At 72.2% G+C, this 15,249-nt stretch carries 15 protein-coding genes; 14 read left to right on the top strand and 1 reads right to left on the bottom strand.

The annotated features are described in order from the left end of the window. Nucleotides 1-418 precede the first annotated feature (418 nt). The 9 genes from ACLBYB_RS14915 (at nt 419) to ACLBYB_RS14875 (ending at nt 9,039) form a co-directional block, all read left to right on the top strand. Entirely contained in the window at nt 419-1,441 is a 1,023-nt protein-coding gene (locus ACLBYB_RS14915; protein WP_447699227.1) for an ABC transporter substrate-binding protein, read from the top strand. After that, nucleotides 1,438-2,190: a succinate dehydrogenase/fumarate reductase iron-sulfur subunit gene (locus ACLBYB_RS14910; protein ID WP_020094912.1), complete on the top strand. Its 753-nt coding sequence runs from the start codon at nt 1,438-1,440 to the stop codon at nt 2,188-2,190. The genes ACLBYB_RS14915 and ACLBYB_RS14910 overlap by 4 nt, the downstream gene beginning before the upstream one ends. Then, entirely contained in the window at nt 2,187-2,516 is a 330-nt protein-coding gene (locus ACLBYB_RS14905) for a succinate dehydrogenase (RefSeq protein WP_447699226.1), read from the top strand. The genes ACLBYB_RS14910 and ACLBYB_RS14905 overlap by 4 nt, the downstream gene beginning before the upstream one ends. After that, nucleotides 2,513-2,890, top strand: coding sequence for a succinate dehydrogenase, cytochrome b556 subunit (locus ACLBYB_RS14900; RefSeq protein ID WP_447699225.1), 378 nt, complete (start codon nt 2,513-2,515; stop codon nt 2,888-2,890). The genes ACLBYB_RS14905 and ACLBYB_RS14900 overlap by 4 nt, the downstream gene beginning before the upstream one ends. Nucleotides 2,891-2,920: 30 nt before the next feature. Further along, complete coding sequence (locus tag ACLBYB_RS14895; protein WP_447699224.1) at nt 2,921-3,793, top strand: fumarate hydratase; 873 nt, start codon at nt 2,921-2,923, stop codon at nt 3,791-3,793. Between the two features lie 10 nt (nt 3,794-3,803). Further along, entirely contained in the window at nt 3,804-4,415 is a 612-nt protein-coding gene (locus tag ACLBYB_RS14890; RefSeq protein WP_447683120.1) for a fumarate hydratase C-terminal domain-containing protein, read from the top strand. Beyond that, nucleotides 4,412-6,136 carry an L-aspartate oxidase gene (locus ACLBYB_RS14885; RefSeq protein WP_447699223.1) on the top strand — a complete coding sequence of 575 codons (1,725 nt, stop codon included), beginning with the start codon at nt 4,412-4,414 and terminating at the stop codon, nt 6,134-6,136. Before ACLBYB_RS14890 ends, ACLBYB_RS14885 begins: the two co-directional genes overlap by 4 nt. A gap of 13 nt (nt 6,137-6,149) precedes the next feature. Next, nucleotides 6,150-7,775: a thiamine pyrophosphate-binding protein gene (locus ACLBYB_RS14880; RefSeq protein WP_447699222.1), complete on the top strand. Its 1,626-nt coding sequence runs from the start codon at nt 6,150-6,152 to the stop codon at nt 7,773-7,775. Between the two features lie 259 nt (nt 7,776-8,034). Next, nucleotides 8,035-9,039, top strand: a complete 1,005-nt coding sequence (locus ACLBYB_RS14875; protein ID WP_447683117.1) for an ABC transporter substrate-binding protein — start codon at nt 8,035-8,037, stop codon at nt 9,037-9,039. Nucleotides 9,040-9,056: 17 nt separating this feature from the next. Here the strand turns inward: ACLBYB_RS14875 and ACLBYB_RS14870 are convergent, their stop codons facing one another. Beyond that, complete coding sequence (locus ACLBYB_RS14870; RefSeq protein ID WP_020094920.1) at nt 9,057-9,803, bottom strand: sulfite exporter TauE/SafE family protein; 747 nt, start codon at nt 9,801-9,803, stop codon at nt 9,057-9,059. A 338-nt stretch (nt 9,804-10,141) separates the two neighbouring features. On the opposite strand from ACLBYB_RS14870, the gene ACLBYB_RS14865 reads away from it, so the two are divergent. From ACLBYB_RS14865 to ACLBYB_RS14845, 5 genes are all read left to right on the top strand, one after another. Beyond that, a complete protein-coding gene (locus ACLBYB_RS14865) occupies nt 10,142-10,471 on the top strand; it encodes a UxaA family hydrolase (RefSeq protein WP_447683116.1) in 330 nt (109 codons plus the stop codon). 7 nt (nt 10,472-10,478) lie between these two features. Beyond that, nucleotides 10,479-11,759, top strand: coding sequence for a UxaA family hydrolase (locus ACLBYB_RS14860; protein WP_447699221.1), 1,281 nt, complete (start codon nt 10,479-10,481; stop codon nt 11,757-11,759). A gap of 136 nt (nt 11,760-11,895) precedes the next feature. After that, nucleotides 11,896-13,260, top strand: a complete 1,365-nt coding sequence (locus tag ACLBYB_RS14855) for a C4-dicarboxylate transporter DctA (protein ID WP_020094923.1) — start codon at nt 11,896-11,898, stop codon at nt 13,258-13,260. 12 nt (nt 13,261-13,272) lie between these two features. Continuing rightward, a complete protein-coding gene (locus tag ACLBYB_RS14850) occupies nt 13,273-14,214 on the top strand; it encodes a hydroxyacid dehydrogenase (RefSeq protein WP_447699220.1) in 942 nt (313 codons plus the stop codon). 4 nt (nt 14,215-14,218) lie between these two features. After that, complete coding sequence (locus tag ACLBYB_RS14845) at nt 14,219-15,208, top strand: Ldh family oxidoreductase (RefSeq protein ID WP_447699219.1); 990 nt, start codon at nt 14,219-14,221, stop codon at nt 15,206-15,208. Nucleotides 15,209-15,249: the final 41 nt, after the last annotated feature.

Below are 15,249 nucleotides of genomic sequence, written 5' to 3'. Positions count from 1 at the left end.
GATCCGGCTTCCGCCGTGGGTCGGGTTGCGCGGTGCCGGCCGCGGGCCGCATTCCGGCCGGCCCTCGCGTGAGCGACGTCGCGGCGGCCGGCGGCGGCGCGCAAGTCTTATAAATGACCTCAAATCTGCGCCGACGCCCGCAGCGGGGCGGGTAGCCCGAGACAAGGGCCGACTCTGACGCGTGCCAAGTCGACGATCATCCCGACGAGAGCGTCCGCGAGAGTCGGTCGCACTCCGCCCATCCGCCGCCGGTCCCCTCGCGCACGGGGCGTCTCGGTGCAGCCACCGGGGGCTCGGTACTCAGGTCATATATATGACACATGAATATTGACAGACCTTCCCGGGGGCGTATCCTCGATCCGACGCCGACGAGGTCGCGGACTTCGCAAGATCGGCGCGCGGACAGGTGAGGAGCGCCATGACGGCACGGAGCATCATCCGGCTCGTCGGGACGGTCGCGGTCCTATGGGGGGCGCTCGGCGCCGCCCGGGCCGAGGTCTCGACCGTGCGGCTCGCCAAGCAGTTCGGGATCTCCTACCTGCCGCTCACCGTGATGGAGGAGGAGGGCCTGCTCGAGAAGCAGGCCAAGCAGCGCGGGCTCGACGTCAAGGCCGAGTGGCTGCGCTTCACCGGCGGCTCGGGGATGAACGAGGCCCTGCTCTCCGGCAACCTCGATCTCGCCTCCGGCGGCGTCGGCCCGTTCCTGACGATCTGGGGCCGGACGCAGGGCAATCTCAAGGTCAAGGGCGTGGCGGCGCTGAACGCGATGCCGCTCTGGCTGGTCACCATCAACCCGGCGGTGAAGTCGATCACGGATTTCGGACCCCAGGACAAGATCGCCCTGCCGACCGCGAAAACCTCGATCCAGGCCATCACCCTGCAGATGGCCGCCGAGAAGGCCTTCGGGCCGGGCCAGCAGGCCAAGCTCGACCCGCTCACCGTCTCGATGGGGCACCCGGACGCGCAGACCGCCATGATGGGCGGCCGCTCCGAGATCACCGCCCATTTCGGCTCTCCGCCCTTCCAGGAGATGGAACTGAAGGACCCGCGCGCCCGCAAGGTGCTCGACAGCTACGACGTGATGGGCGGCCCCCACACCTTTAACCTCGTCTGGGCGACCAACCGCTTCGTCACCGAGAACCCCAAGGTCACGGCGGCCTTCCGGGCGGCGCTGGAGGAGAGCCTCGCGCTGATCCGCGACGACCCGGCCCGGGCCGCCGCCCTGTGGATCAAGGCCGAGGGGGCGAAGATCTCGCCCGAGGAGGCCGTGGCCATCATCCGCGCGCCGCAGAACGCCTGGACCACCAAGCCGGAGCGGATGCTCGCCTACCTCGCGTACATGAACCGGGCCGGGCTGGTCTCGGCCAAGGCCGACAGCGAGAGCGAGCTGTTCTTCCCCGATCCGAACGCTGCCGGCGCCCCGAAGGAGGCCAACCGGTGACGGCTCCCGTCGGCCACGCGGCCGTCGACCCGGGCGCAGGCGAGACGCTGCGGGTGCATGTCCGGCGCGGAGAGACCGTCGCGGACTACGCGGTGCCGCGCCGGGCCAACCAGACGGTGCTCGACGTCGTCACCGAGATCCAGCGCGACCAGGACCCCACCCTCGCCTACCGGTTCGCCTGCCGGGTCGGCATGTGCGGCTCCTGCGGCATGACGGTGAACGGGCGCCCGCGCTGGACCTGCCGGACCCGAGTCGCCGCCGTGGCACCCGACGGAGAGCTTCTGCTGGAGCCCCTGCGCAACCTGCCGGTGGTGAAGGACCTCGCGGTCGACATGGAGCCCTTCTTCGAGAAGTGGCGCCGGGCCCACGGCTTCTTCGAGCCGGGCGAGAACCCGCCCGAGGATTTCGCGGTCGTGGAACCGGAATCCGCCGCGCGCCGGGAGGTCGATGCCGGCATCGAGTGCATCAATTGCGGCGTCTGCTACGCCGCCTGCGATCTGGTGACGTGGAACCCCGACTATCTCGGGCCGGCGGCCCTCAACCGGGCCTGGACGCTGGTCAACGACGTGCGCGACCGCGACCGGGATCGGCTCGCCGCGGTGGCGGGCGATGCCGGCTGCCATTCCTGCCACAGCCACATGAGCTGCACCGAGCATTGCCCGAAGGGCCTGAGCCCGACCTTCTCGATCGCGGGCCTCAAGCGCGAGACCGGCAAGGCGGCGCTGCGCCGGTTCTGGAGGCGCGGATGAGCCCGCTCCTGTACCTCGCCCAGCGCGGCACCGCGGCGATCCTGGCGGTCACGGTCGCGGTCCATCTCGGCACGATCCTCTACGCGGTGCGCGGCGGGCTCACGGCCGGCGAGATCCTGGGCCGGACGCAGGGTAACCTCGCCTTCCTGCTGTTCTACGCGGTCTTCGTTCTGGCGGCCGCGATCCACGCGCCGATCGGCCTGCGCAGCGTCCTGCGCGAGTGGACCGGCTGGCGCGGCCGCTCCCTCGACGTCTCCATGATCGCCCTCTCGGCCCTGCTCGCCGGGCTGGGCCTGCGGGCGGCACTCGCGGTGTACGCGGCATGAGGACCGCCCCGGGCACGGCCGGGCGGGCCGGCATCACCCGCGCGTCCCTGCGCCGGCCCGGCTTCGCCGCCGCGCTGATCCACCGGCTCTCGGGGATCGCCCTGGCGCTGTTCCTGCCGATGCACTTCATCGCGCTCGGCACCGCGCTCCAGGGTGCCGACCGGCTGGAGAGCTTCCTCGGCCTCACCCATAACGGCTTCGTCCGCACGGCCGAATGGGGACTCGTCTGCGCGCTCGCCGTCCACATGGCGCTGGGGTTGCGCGTGCTCGCCATCGAGTGGCTGCGCTTCCGCGAGCGCAATGCCCGCGTCGTGGCGGGCTGTCTCGCGGCCGCCTTCGCGGTCGGCCTGCTGTTCCTCCTGAGCGGGGCCTGATCCCCCGACCGTCACCAGCGGAGACCCGCCATGGATCTCGACATCCGCGAATTCGAGGAGGTCTGCCGCGACCTCTACGTCCGCGCCCTGAAGATCCTGCCCCCCGACATCAAGGCGGGCTTCGCCGACCTGCAGCGGGCCGAGACCAGCGCCACCGGCCGCGCCATCCTCGACACGATGGTGGAGAACGTCGCGGTCGCGGAGCGCACCAAGAACATCCTCTGCCAGGATACCGGCATCCCGATCTACAACGTCGTGATCGGCGCCGACGTGGGCTTCGACGGCGCCGCGCTCAAGGCCGCGATCCGGCGCGGCTGCGAGCGGGCGACCAAGGACTTCTCCCTGCGCTCCTCGGTGGTCCACCCGATCACCCGCAGGAACGAGCAGACCTCCTGCGGCATCCGCGTGCCGATCATCCACGTCGACTTCGACGACCGGCCCGAGACCGTGGCGGTGGAGATGATCCCGAAGGGCTCGGGCTCCGAGAACGGATCGTTCCTGCAGATGCTGCTGCCCTCGGACGGGATCGGCGCGGCCAAGCGCTTCGTCATCGACCGGGTGATCGAGCTCGGCGGCCGGGTCTGCCCGCCGACCATCGTGGGCGTCGGGCTCGGCGGCACCTCCGACCTGTGCATGCACCTCGCCAAGGTGGCGGCGACCCGGCCGCTGCGCTCAGTCTGCGCCGATCCCGAAGGCGCCCGGATCGAGGCCGAGCTGTCGCGGGCCGTGAACGAGCTCGGCATCGGCCCGCAGGGGCTCGGGGGCCGGTCGACGAGCTTCGCCGTCCATGTCGAGCTCGCCGCGACCCACATCACCCAGAACCCGGTCGCCGTGAACATCCAGTGCCACTCGGCCCGCCGCGCCCGCGCGACGCTCACGCCCGGCGGCATCGCGTTCGATTGAGGAGCAGACCGTGGCCCACCACGTCCTCGACATGCCGGCCACTGAGGCCGAGATCCGGGCGCTCCGGATCGGCGACACCGTCACCCTGCGGCGCTGGCTGTTCGGCATCCGCGACGCGACCCTGATCCACATGTTCGACCGGGACCGCCGCACCCGGCTCGACCTCGACGGCCACGCGGTGATCCACACCGCGCCGAACGTCCACCGCGTCCCGGTCTCCAACGCGGCGCCGGTCGGCTTCGCGCCGTTCTGCATCGGCACCACCACGTCGATGCGCATGGAGCGCTTCACCGACGCGCTGATGGAGCGCGAGGGCGTGCGCCTCATCGTCGGCAAGGGCGGCATGGGGCCGGCGACCCTCGACGCCTTCGCGCGGCGCGGCGGCGCCTACCTGGCAATCGTCGGCGGCGCGGCGGCGCTGGAGACCACCTGGATCGAGACCATCGTGGACGTCGACCTCGACGATCTCCATCCCGAGAGCCTGTGGCAGTTCGCGATCCGCGATTTCGGGCCGCTGCTGGTCGGCATGGATTCGCACGGCGGCTCGCTCTTCGCCGACGTGCAGCGCGACGTGGCCGCCCGGCGCGACGCCGTCATCGCCTCCCTCGAGGACGCCCGATGAGCCCCGAACAGGTCGAGACCGACATCCTGATCCTCGGCTCCGGCGGGGCCGGGCTGTTCGCGGCGCTCCACGCCAAGAAGGTCGCGCCGGACCTCGACGTCACCGTCGCGGTGAAGGGTCTGCTGGGGAAATGCGGCTGCACCCGCATGGTCCAGGGCGGCTACAACGTGGCGCTGGCGCCGGGCGACTCGGTCGAGCGGCACTTCATGGACACGATCGAGGGCGGCAAGTGGCTGAACGACCAGGGACTCGCCTGGACGCTCGTCACCGAGGCGCAGGTGCGGATCCGCGAGCTGGAGACCGAGCTCGGCTGCTTCTTCGACCGCAACCCGGACGGCAGCGTCCACCAGAAGGCCTTCGCCGGCCAGACCTTCGACCGGACGGTGCACAAGGGCGACCTCACCGGCATCGAGATCATCAACCGCCTGTCCGAGCAGGTCTGGCGCCGGGACGTGCGCCGCCTGGAGGACCATCGCGCCCTGGAGCTGATCCCGGCCCGGGACGAATCGGGGCTGGCGGGCGTGCTGATGCTAGACATGCGCACCGGCGAGCCGAAGCTGGTGCGGGCGAAGGCCGTGCTGCTCGCCACCGGCGGCGGGCCGACCATGTACAAGTACCACACGCCGTCCGGCGACAAGTCCTGCGACGGGCTCGCCATGGCTCTGCGCGCCGGGCTGCCGTTGCGCGACATGGAGATGGTGCAGTTCCACCCGACCGGGCTGCTCGCCGGCGCCGGCACCCGCATGACCGGGACGGTGCTGGAGGAGGGCCTGCGCGGGGCCGGCGGCTGGCTCCTCGACTCCACCGGCCAGCGCTTCATGGAGGCCTACGACCCGCGGGCCGAGCGCGCGACCCGGGACGTGGTCAGCCGCTCGATCATGCGGCGGCTGCGCGAGGGCTTCGCCACGCCGAGCGGGGGCGTCCACATCCAGATGAGCCATCTCGGCCCCGAGGACGTGCGCCGCCGGTTCAAGGGCATGGTCGAGCGCTGCGCCGATTGCGGCTTCGACCTCGCGGGCGGGCTCGTCGAGGTCATCCCCACGGCCCACTACATGATGGGCGGCCTCCAGTTCGCGGTCGATTGCACCACCGCGCTGCCGCGCCTTTACGCTGCCGGCGAGGATACCGGCGGCGTCCACGGGGCGAACCGTCTGGGTGGCAACGGCGTCGCGAACTCCACGGTGTTCGGGGGGCTGGCCGGCCAGTCCATGGCGCGGGCCGTGACGCGCGAGGGCCGCCTCGCCGAGCCGGATCCCGCCGCCATCGAGGCGGGCCTCGCCCGCGCCTACGGCCCGCTCGGCCGGCCGGCGGAGTCGCTGCCGGAGATCCGCGAGGCGCTCTACGAGACGATGTGGGCCGATGTCGGCATCCTGCGGGACGCGGCCGGGCTGACCCGGGCGCTCGCCACCCTCGACGGGCTCTCCGACGCGGTCGCCCGGGCCGGCGCGCCGGACGGCGACCGCCGCTACGCGCTCACCTGGATGGACCGGCTGAACCTCGAGAACCTCGTGCTGGTCTCGCAGGCGGTCGCCCGGGCGGCGCTCGCCCGCACCGACAGCCGCGGCGCCCATTTCCGCGAGGATTTCCCGGAGGCCTCGGACCTCGCGACCTCGCACTTCACCGTGGTGCGCCAGCGCGGCGGGGCGCTCGACCTCGCGATGGAGCCGGTGCACTTCACGCATGTGCGGCCCGGCGGCTCGCTCCTCGACGCCGCCGCCTGAGGAGAGCCCGTCCATGCAGACCCTGCGCGGCGCCGACATCGTGGCCCGGACCTTGGAGGCGCTCGGCGTCACCCGGATCTTCACCCTGTCGGGCAACCACATCATGCCGGTCTTCGACGCCCTGCTGGAGACCGGGATCGGCCTCGTCCACACCCGCCAGGAGGCGGCCTGCGTCCACATGGCCGACGCCTGGGGCCGGCTGACCGGCGAGGTCGGCGTCGCCCTGGTGACCGGTGGGCAGGGCCACACCAACGGCGCGGCGGCGCTCACCACGGCGCTCGCGGCCGAGTCGCCCGTGCTGCTGCTCTCGGGCCATGCGGGCCTGTCGGAGCTCGGGCGCGGCGCCTTCCAGGAACTGGCCCAGGCCGACATCGCCCGGCCGATGACCAAGGCTGCCTGGACCGCCGGGTCGGTCGCCGCCCTCGGGCCGGACCTCGCCCGGGCCTTCCGGATCGCCCGGGAGGGGCGGCCCGGCCCGGTCCATCTCAGCCTGCCGGTCGACCTGCTGGAGGCGGCCGTCCCCGCCGCCTCGGTGCGGATCCCGGACCGCGCAGCGGCCGCCATCCGGTCCGCCGAGCCGGCGCCGGATCTCGTGGCCGACCTCCTCGCCGCTCTCGCGGGGGCGGAACGGCCGCTGATCGCCTGCGGCCCGGCGCTGTGCGACGCCTCCGGCCGGGCTGCCATGGCAACGCTTGAGGAAACCCTCGGCCTTCCGGTCGTCGGCATGGAGAGCCCGCGCGGGGTCAACGATCCGGCGCTCGGCGCCTTCGCCGAGGTCCTGGCGCGGACTGATCTCCTCGTGCTCCTCGGCAAGCCGCTCGACTTCACCCTGCGCTTCGGCGCGGCGCCCGCCCTCGCGCCCGACTGCCGCTTCGCCGTCGTCGATCCCGATCCGGCGCTGCTGGCCCGCGCGCCGGCCGACCGCCTCGCGGTCTCGGGGCTCGCCGATCCGCGGCCGGTGCTGGCGGCGCTGACCGCGCGCGCCACCGCCCTCCCCCGCCGGGACGCCTGGCACCGGGAGGCGCGGGCCGCCCTCGCCTACCGGCCGCCCGCCTGGGCGGATTTCCACGGGACGGGTCAGCGCCTGCACCCGGTGGAGCTGTGCCGGGCGGTCGACGCCTTCCTGGAACGCCACCCCGACGGCACGCTGATCTGCGACGGCGGCGAGATCGGGCAATGGCCCCAGGCCCTGGTCCGCGGCGGGCGCCGGCTGATCAACGGCGTCTCGGGCACGATCGGCGCGTCGATCCCCTTCGCGATAGCCGCCGCACTGGAGCGGCCCGGCGCCCCGGTGGTCGCGGTGCTGGGCGACGGCACCTTCGGCTTCCACATGGCCGAGTTCGACACCGCCGCGCGCTACCGGATCCCGTTCATCGCGGTGGTCGGCAACGACGCGCGCTGGAACGCCGAGCACCAGATCCAGCTGCGCAGCTACGGCCCCGAGCGGACGCGCCACTGCGACCTGCTCCCGACCCGCTACGACGCGGTCGTCCAGGCCCTCGGCGGCTTCGGGGCGCTGGTGACCGAGGCGGCCGAACTTCCGGCGGCGCTGGAGGCGGCCCAGGCCAGCGGCCTGCCGGCCTGCATCAACGTGATGATCGCGAGCGTGGCGGCGCCGGTGATCCGCCGCCCCGGCTGAGGGGGCGAGCACGATACATGACGGCGACGCCGTCTTGCCGAATGAGGCGCGGGTCCCCTCTCCCGGGCGGGAGAGGGACAGGGTGAGGGATGAGACCTATCCGGACGAGGCGCGCCCCGTAGGCGGTTCGAGGGCGGGCTTAATCCTGAACCTTCTCATCCCTCACCCCAACCCTCTCCCGCTCGGGAGAGGGGGCAGGTCGCGCCCGCCACGTGCGCCGGCGCGACGGTCGCGGACCTTGGGCTCATGGAGGGGAATCATGCGCAGACGCGACGTTCTGGCGGGGGCCGCGGCGCTCCTGGCGAGTCCCGTCCCGGGGCGGGCCGACGAGGTCGGCGCGGTGGCGATCGCCCGCCAGCCGAGCCTCGGCCACCTGCCGCTGATGCTGATGGAGGAGCAGGGCCTGCTCCAGAAGGCCGCGGCCGCCCGCGGCGTGGCGGGGCTCCAGGCGCGCTACCTCACCCTCGCGGGTGGGGCGGCGATGAACGACGCCCTGCTCTCCGGGACGATCCAGTTCGCGGCCGGCGGCGTGCCGCCCCTCGTGCTGCTCTGGTCGAAGACCGAGGGCACCGCCATGGCGGTGAAGGGCGTGGCGGCGATGAACAGCATGCCGCTCCTGATGAACACCAGCAATCCGAAGGTGCACCGGCTCGCCGACTTCACCGACCGGGACAAGATCGCGCTCCCCGCCGTGAAGGTCTCGGTCCAGGCGATGTTCCTGCAGATGGCTGCCGAGAAGGAGCTCGGCGCAGGCCGCCGCACCGACCTCGACCGGCTCACCGTCACCCTCTCCCATCCCGACGGCATGGCGGCGCTCCTCGGGGGCAGCGAGGTGACAGCCCACTTCACCGCCGCGCCGATCCAGGAGCTGGAGCTGCGCCGGCCCGGCATCCGGACGGTGCTGAACAGCTTCGACGTGCTGGGCGAACCCTCGACCTTCAACGTCGTCTGGGCGTCCTCGGCCTTCGCGGGCGCCAACCCGCGGGTCGTCGCGGCCTTCGGCGCCGCCCTGGACGAGGCGCTCGCCGCGATCACGGCCGATCCGTCGGAGGCGGCGCGCGCCTACGTGCGGCTCGCCCGGGACGGGAGCGATGTCGGGCTGATCACCGAGATCCTGAAGGACCCGCAGGTCTCCTTCACGGCGACGCCCCGGGCGGTCGGAAAGGTCGCCGACTTCATGGCCCGCACCGGCACGATCCGTCGCCGGCCGGAGAGCTGGAAGGACCTGTTCTTCGCGGGCGTCCACGACAAGGCGGGCAGCTGACGCCCCACCGGCCGCGTTCAGTTCTGCAGCAGGCCGGGCAGCGCCAGGGCCGTCGTGGTCAGGCCGATCGCGGCGAGCAGCGCGAGGACGAGCGTGCGGAAGCGGCGCTGGTCGATCCGGGCGAACAGCGAGAGCCCGGCGAGCACGCTCACCAGCACCACCGGCAGCGCCAGGGCGAGGTCGCCGAGGAGCTCGGGCGGCAGCGGATCGAGATAGACGAGGATCGTCAGGGCCCAGACCTGCATCACCAGGGTGAAGGACTGGTAGACCGCCCGCTGGGTGCGCGGATCCCAGCCGCGCACGAGGCTCCAGGCCGTCGGCAGGGCTCCGGACAGGCCCGCGATGCCGCCCAGCACGCCGCCCAGGAAGCCGATCGCGCCGTCACTCCAGCGATTGCCGAAGCCGACCCGGTAATCGGCGCGCAGCAGGGCGACGCCGCCGCTGTAGAGGACCAGGAAGGCGCCGATCGCGACCTTGATGAAGCGCGGATCGAGATCGTGCAGCAGGTGGATGCCGATCGGCGCGCCGACGAGACCCGGCAGGATCATCGCGAAGGCGGTGCCCCGCGGCGGCCAGGTCCGCAGGCGCAGGATCGAGATCACCTGCGAGAGGATGCTGCAGACGAGCACCAGGGCGGTCGCCTCCACGGGCGTGCGGATCGACAGCAGCGTGCCGGAGGCGATCAGCGCGAAGGCGAAGCCCGTCAGGCCCGAGATCACGCCGGCGCAGCCGACGCAGAGGACGAGGAGGAGCGTCTCGTTCACCGGGGGCGCCCGGCCCGGCCGATGCCATCCGCGCGCACACCCGCCATTCTCGTCCTCCCGGCCCACGTCCCGCCGGGGCGGGCTCTCTTTCCATGTATCTTATATAAGACCTGTCCGACTGGGCAAGGCGCATGCCTCTGCGGCGCGCCAGGGCTGCCCATCCGGATTCGGCCCGCGACCTCCCACAGCCACAGAGTAGGATGGAGGCGCTCGGTGCCGTCCCCGAACCAGTGAAATCACCCGCACCCCTCGATCACCCGTTGACGCCGGACACCTCATTGGTCTTATATAAGACTAGTCGCCGCCGAGAAGCCGACGACGCAGATCAGGAGGACCGCATGAGCAGCCACGCCGCGTCCGGCGAAGGGCATCGCGAAGGGCGCCGCAAGCCGCATCTTCTCGCCCATTCCCCCCAGGACAACGTCGCCGTCGCGGTGATCGAGGGCCTGAGCGCGAGCACCGACGCCTTCGGGGTGGTCACCGAGAACGACAGCACCTTCGAGGTCCATGTCCGCCACGACATCCCGATCGGCCACAAGGTCGCGCTCACCGACCTGAAGGCCGGCGACACGGCGATCAAGTACGGCCAGGACATCGGCAAGGTCATCAAGGACGTCGCCAAGGGCGAGCACGTCCACGTCCACAACGTCAAGACGAAGCGCTGGTGAGGTGACGATGTTCAAGGAAGCCGCTCAGCTCGAACACGAGATCGCCACCCCCTTCGTCGGCGGTGCGCCCGATCAGTTCGCCACCAAGGCGCTCGCGACCCGGCGCGCCTCGGAGAACTACACCTCCGCCACCTTCATGGGCTGGCGCCGGGAGAACGGCCGGGTCGGCGTGCGCAACCACGTCGTGCTCCTGCCGCTGGACGACCTGTCCAACGCCGCCTGCGAGGCGGTCGCCAACAACGTGAAGGGCACGATGGCGCTGCCCCACGCCTACGGCCGGCTCCAGTTCGGCGAGGACCTGGACCTCCACTTCCGCACCCTGATCGGCATCGGCTCGAACCCGAACGTCGCCGCCGTCGTGGTGATCGGCATCGAGGACCAGTGGACCAACCGCGTGGTCGAGGGCATCGCCAGGACCGGCAAGCCGGTCGTCGGCTTCGGCATCGAGGGCCACGGCGACATCGCGATCGTCGCCAGGGCGAGCTACCAGGCCAAGCGCTTCGTGCAGTGGGCCACCGAGCTCCAGCGCGAGGAATGCCCGATCGCCGACCTCTGGGTCTCGACCAAGTGTGGCGAGTCCGACACCACCACCGGCCTCGCCTCCTGCCCCACCGTCGGCAACATGTACGACAAGCTGATCCCGCACGGGATCTACGGAGTGTTCGGCGAGACCTCGGAGATCACCGGCGCCGAGCACCTCTGTCGCGAGCGGGCGATCAGCCCGGAAGTCTCCGACAAGTGGTACACGATGTGGAAGGCCTACCAGGACGACGTGATCGAGGCGCACAAGACCGACGATCTCTCGGACTCGCAGCCGACCAAGGGCAACATCGCGGGCGGCCTCACCACGATCGAGGAGAAGGCGCTCGGCAACCTCGAGAAGATCGGCCACGAGTGCCGCTTCATCGACGCGCTGCAGCCCGCGGAGGCGCCCGCCAAGGGGCCCGGCCTGTACTTCATGGACACGTCCTCGGCGGCGGCCGAGTGCGTCACCCTGATGGCGGCGGCCGGCTACGTGGTGCACACCTTCCCGACCGGCCAGGGCAACGTCATCGGCAACCCGATCGTCCCGGTGATCAAGATCACCGGCAATCCCCGGACCGTGCGGACCATGGGCGAGCATATCGACGTCGACGTCTCGGGTGTGCTCACCCGTGAGATGACGATCCCGCAGGCCGGCGACGCGCTCATCGACATGGTGGTGCGCACCGCCAACGGCCGGCTCACGGCGGCCGAGTCCCTCGGCCACCGGGAATTCGTGATGACGAAGCTCTACCGCAGCGCCTGACGCACAAGTCCCGCGCCCGCGGACCGCGATCCGGTCCGCGGGCGCGGCCCCGACGCCACGGGGTCAGGACCACGCCGGAGCGCACGACCGCGGGGGAAACCGCGGCGGCCTCCGTCCCGTCATTCTGGAGGAACGCATGAGGCTGCTTCGGTCGATCTACGGCCAGGTCCTGCTCGGCATCGCGCTGGGCATCGGCGTCGGCGTGGTCGCGCCCGATTTCGCGGTGGGCTGCAAGATCCTCGGCGACATGTTCATCAACCTGATCAAGATGATCGTCGCCCCCGTGATCTTCTGCACGGTCGTGGTCGGCATCGCGCATGTCGGCGACATGAAGAGCGTCGGCCGGATGGGCCTGAAGACCATCCTGTACTTCGAGGTCGCCACGACGGTGGCGCTCGCCGCGGGCCTCCTGTTCGTCAACCTGCTGCGGCCGGGCGACGGCGTGAACGCCACGGTCGACAGCCTCGACGCCAAGCTCGTGGCCGGCATCGCCGGCAAGGCCCACGCGCAGTCGCCGATGGAGATCGTCGCCAACATCATCCCCCACAGCGCGGTCGACGCCTTCGCCAAGGGCGACCTGATCCAGGTGATGTTCTTCTCGGTGCTGGTCGGCATGGGGCTCGCGATGCTGGGCCGGCGCGGCGAGTTCCCGCTCAAGGTGGTCCACGCCTTCGGCGACGTGCTGATGAAGGTCGTCGGCCTGATCATGCACTTCGCGCCGATCGGCGCCTTCGGGGCGATGGCGTTCACCATCGGCAAGTTCGGGCTCGGCATCCTCGCCCAGTACGGGATGCTGATCGTCTCCCTCTACCTGACCTTCATCGTGTTCATCGCGGTCTTCCTCGGCGGCGTGATGCGCTTCTACGTCGGCCTGAGCCTGTGGAAGCTGTTCCGCTACAGCCGGGAGGAGCTGTTCATCCTGCTCGGCACCACGAGCTCGGAATCGGTGCTGCCGCGGATCATGGCCAAGCTCAACGGCCTCGGGGTCGACAAGAGCGTCACCGGCCTCGTGATGCCCGCCGGCCTGTCCTTCAACATGGACGGCTCGTGCATCTACCTGACCATGGCGATCGGCTTCATCGCCCAGGCCCTCAACGTGCCGCTGACCTGGGAGCAGGAGCTCGGCATCCTCGCCATCGCGCTGGTGACCTCGAAGGGCGTGGCGGGCGTGGCCGGCGCCATCCTGTTCGTGCTCGCCGCGACGCTCCAGGCCTCGCAGCTCCTGCCGGTGGCGGGCATCGCCCTGATCATCGGGGTGGACCGCATCCTGAACGAGCTGCGCTGCGTGACCAACGCGGTCGGCAACATGGTGGCGACCCTCGTGATCGCCCGCTGGGAGGGCAAGATCGACCTCGCGCACGCCCGGGCGGTGCTCGACGGCCGCATCACCCCGAACCTCGACCTCCTCGACGACGAGGACGAGGCGGCGGACGCGATCCCCGCCCGCGAGCCGGCGGCGGCCTTGCGCCGCCCCCTCCCCGCTGCCGTGCCGGCGACCTGAGAAGGATCCTCCATGCCCAAGGTCATCATCAGCGAGTTCATGGACGAGGCCGCGATCGCGGCCGAGCTCGCCGGCCTCGACGTGCAGTACGATCCCGGCCTCGTCGACCGGCCCGGAGACCTCGCCGCCGCCGTGGCCCGGGCCGACGCCCTGATCGTGCGCAACCGGACCCAGGTCCGCGGCCCCCTGCTCGACGCCGCCCGCGACCTCAAGGTGGTGGGCCGCCTCGGCGTCGGCCTCGACAACATCGACGTCCCGGCCTGCCGGGATCGGGGCATCGCGGTCTACCCGGCCACCGGCGCCAACGACGGCGCGGTCGCCGAGTACGTGGTCGCCACCGCGCTGCTGCTCCTGCGCGGCGCCTACGGGGCCACGGCCCGCGTGGCGGCCGGGACGTGGCCGCGCAACGCCCTGATGGGCCGCGAGATCGCCGGCAAGCGCCTCGGCCTCGTCGGCTTCGGGTCGATCGCCCGCGAGACTGCCCGGAGGGCGGCGGCCCTCGGCATGACGGTCGCCGCCCACGACCCCTTCGTGGCCGCGGGCGACCCGGCCTGGAACCCGGCCACCGGCCCCGTGCAGAGCCAGGCGCTCGACGCGCTGATCGCGCAGAGCGACGTGCTCTCGCTGCACGTGCCGCTCACCGATCAGACCCGCGGGTTGATCGACGCGGCAGCGCTGGCCCGGATGCCTGCGGGCGCGATCCTGATCAACGCGGCAAGGGGCGGGGTGGTGGACGAGGCGGCCGTGGCGCAAGCCCTGCGCTCCGGCCATCTCGGCGGCGCGGCGCTGGACGTGTTCGACCGGGAGCCCCTCGACGCGGCGGCGGGCGCCGTCTTCGCCGACGTGCCGAACCTGATCCTGACCCCGCACATCGCCGGGGTGACGCAGGAGTCGAACGTGCGCGTCTCCGCCGTCACCGCCGCGGCCGTGCGACGCCATCTCACGGAGCGCTGAGCCGATGCCGAACCTGACCCTGTCGGAGGCCGAGGCCCTCGCCGCCGACGCCCTCGTCCGCTGCGGCACGGCCGAGGCCGCGGCCCGGAGCGTCGCCCGCGCCCTGGTCGGCGCCGAGGCGGACGGGCTCAAGGGCCACGGCCTGTCGCGGGTCGCGCCCTATGCCGCGCAGGTCCGGGCCGGGAAGGTCGTGGGCGACGCGGTCCCGCTTGCGTCGCGCCCGCGGCCGGGCCTGCTCGCGATCGACGCCGCCCACGGCTTCGCCTACCCGGCGATCGATCTCGCCCTGGAGGCGCTGCCGGGCGTCGCGCGCCAGCAGGGCGTGGCGGCGGCGGGCATCCGCCGCTCGCACCATTGCGGCGCGGCCGGACGCCCGGTGGAGCGACTGGCCGAGCAGGGCTGCGTCGCGCTGCTCTTCGCCAACACGCCCGCCGCGATGGCGCCCTGGGGCGGGCGGCAGGCGGTGTTCGGCACCAACCCGCTGGCCTTCGCCTGCCCGCTGCCGGGCCGCGCGCCGATCGTGGTCGACCTCGCCCTGTCGAAGGTGGCCCGCGCCAACATCGTCGGGGCGGCCAAGCGCGGCGAGCCGATCCCCGAGGGCTGGGCCCTCGACGTGGAGGGACGCCCGACGACCGACGCCGAGGCCGCCCTCGACGGCACCATGGTGCCGCTGGGCGACGCCAAAGGCACGGCGCTCGCCCTGATGGTCGAGCTGCTCGCCGCCGGCCTCGTCGGCGCGCGCTTCGCCGGCGAAGCCTCCTCGTTCCTCGACGCCGCGGGCGACCCGCCGGGGACCGGACAGCTGATCCTCGCCCTCGACGCGGCGGCGCTCAGCCCGGACGCGCCGGAGCGCTTCGCGGCGCTGGCCGGCGCGATCGAGGCGCAGGACGGCGCCCGGCTCCCCGGCAGCCGCCGGCTCGGGCTCCGCCGCCGGGCCGCCGAGGCGGGCCTCGACGTGGCCGAAGCCCTCGTGGCCGAGATCCGGGCGCTGTGAGGCGTAACGCCTGTGCGGAGGAAGAACCCGTGATTGCTCCC

It is taken from the genome of Methylobacterium sp. D54C, assembly GCF_053345595.1.
This window is presented reverse-complemented; position numbering and strand designations above follow the sequence as displayed.

Excerpts from the sequence above, each read along its gene's own strand:
- ACLBYB_RS14915 (WP_447699227.1), top strand. The coding sequence starts at position 419 with ATGACGGCACGGAGCATCATCCGGCTCGTCGGGACGGTCGCGGTCCTA.
- ACLBYB_RS14905 (WP_447699226.1), top strand. The coding sequence starts at position 2,187 with ATGAGCCCGCTCCTGTACCTCGCCCAGCGCGGCACCGCGGCGATCCTG.
- ACLBYB_RS14900 (WP_447699225.1), top strand. The coding sequence starts at position 2,513 with ATGAGGACCGCCCCGGGCACGGCCGGGCGGGCCGGCATCACCCGCGCG.
- ACLBYB_RS14895 (WP_447699224.1), top strand. The coding sequence starts at position 2,921 with ATGGATCTCGACATCCGCGAATTCGAGGAGGTCTGCCGCGACCTCTAC.
- ACLBYB_RS14885 (WP_447699223.1), top strand. The coding sequence starts at position 4,412 with ATGAGCCCCGAACAGGTCGAGACCGACATCCTGATCCTCGGCTCCGGC.
- ACLBYB_RS14880 (WP_447699222.1), top strand. The coding sequence starts at position 6,150 with ATGCAGACCCTGCGCGGCGCCGACATCGTGGCCCGGACCTTGGAGGCG.
- ACLBYB_RS14875 (WP_447683117.1), top strand. The coding sequence starts at position 8,035 with ATGCGCAGACGCGACGTTCTGGCGGGGGCCGCGGCGCTCCTGGCGAGT.
- ACLBYB_RS14865 (WP_447683116.1), top strand. The coding sequence starts at position 10,142 with ATGAGCAGCCACGCCGCGTCCGGCGAAGGGCATCGCGAAGGGCGCCGC.
- ACLBYB_RS14860 (WP_447699221.1), top strand. The coding sequence starts at position 10,479 with ATGTTCAAGGAAGCCGCTCAGCTCGAACACGAGATCGCCACCCCCTTC.
- ACLBYB_RS14855 (WP_020094923.1), top strand. The coding sequence starts at position 11,896 with ATGAGGCTGCTTCGGTCGATCTACGGCCAGGTCCTGCTCGGCATCGCG.
- ACLBYB_RS14850 (WP_447699220.1), top strand. The coding sequence starts at position 13,273 with ATGCCCAAGGTCATCATCAGCGAGTTCATGGACGAGGCCGCGATCGCG.
- ACLBYB_RS14845 (WP_447699219.1), top strand. The coding sequence starts at position 14,219 with ATGCCGAACCTGACCCTGTCGGAGGCCGAGGCCCTCGCCGCCGACGCC.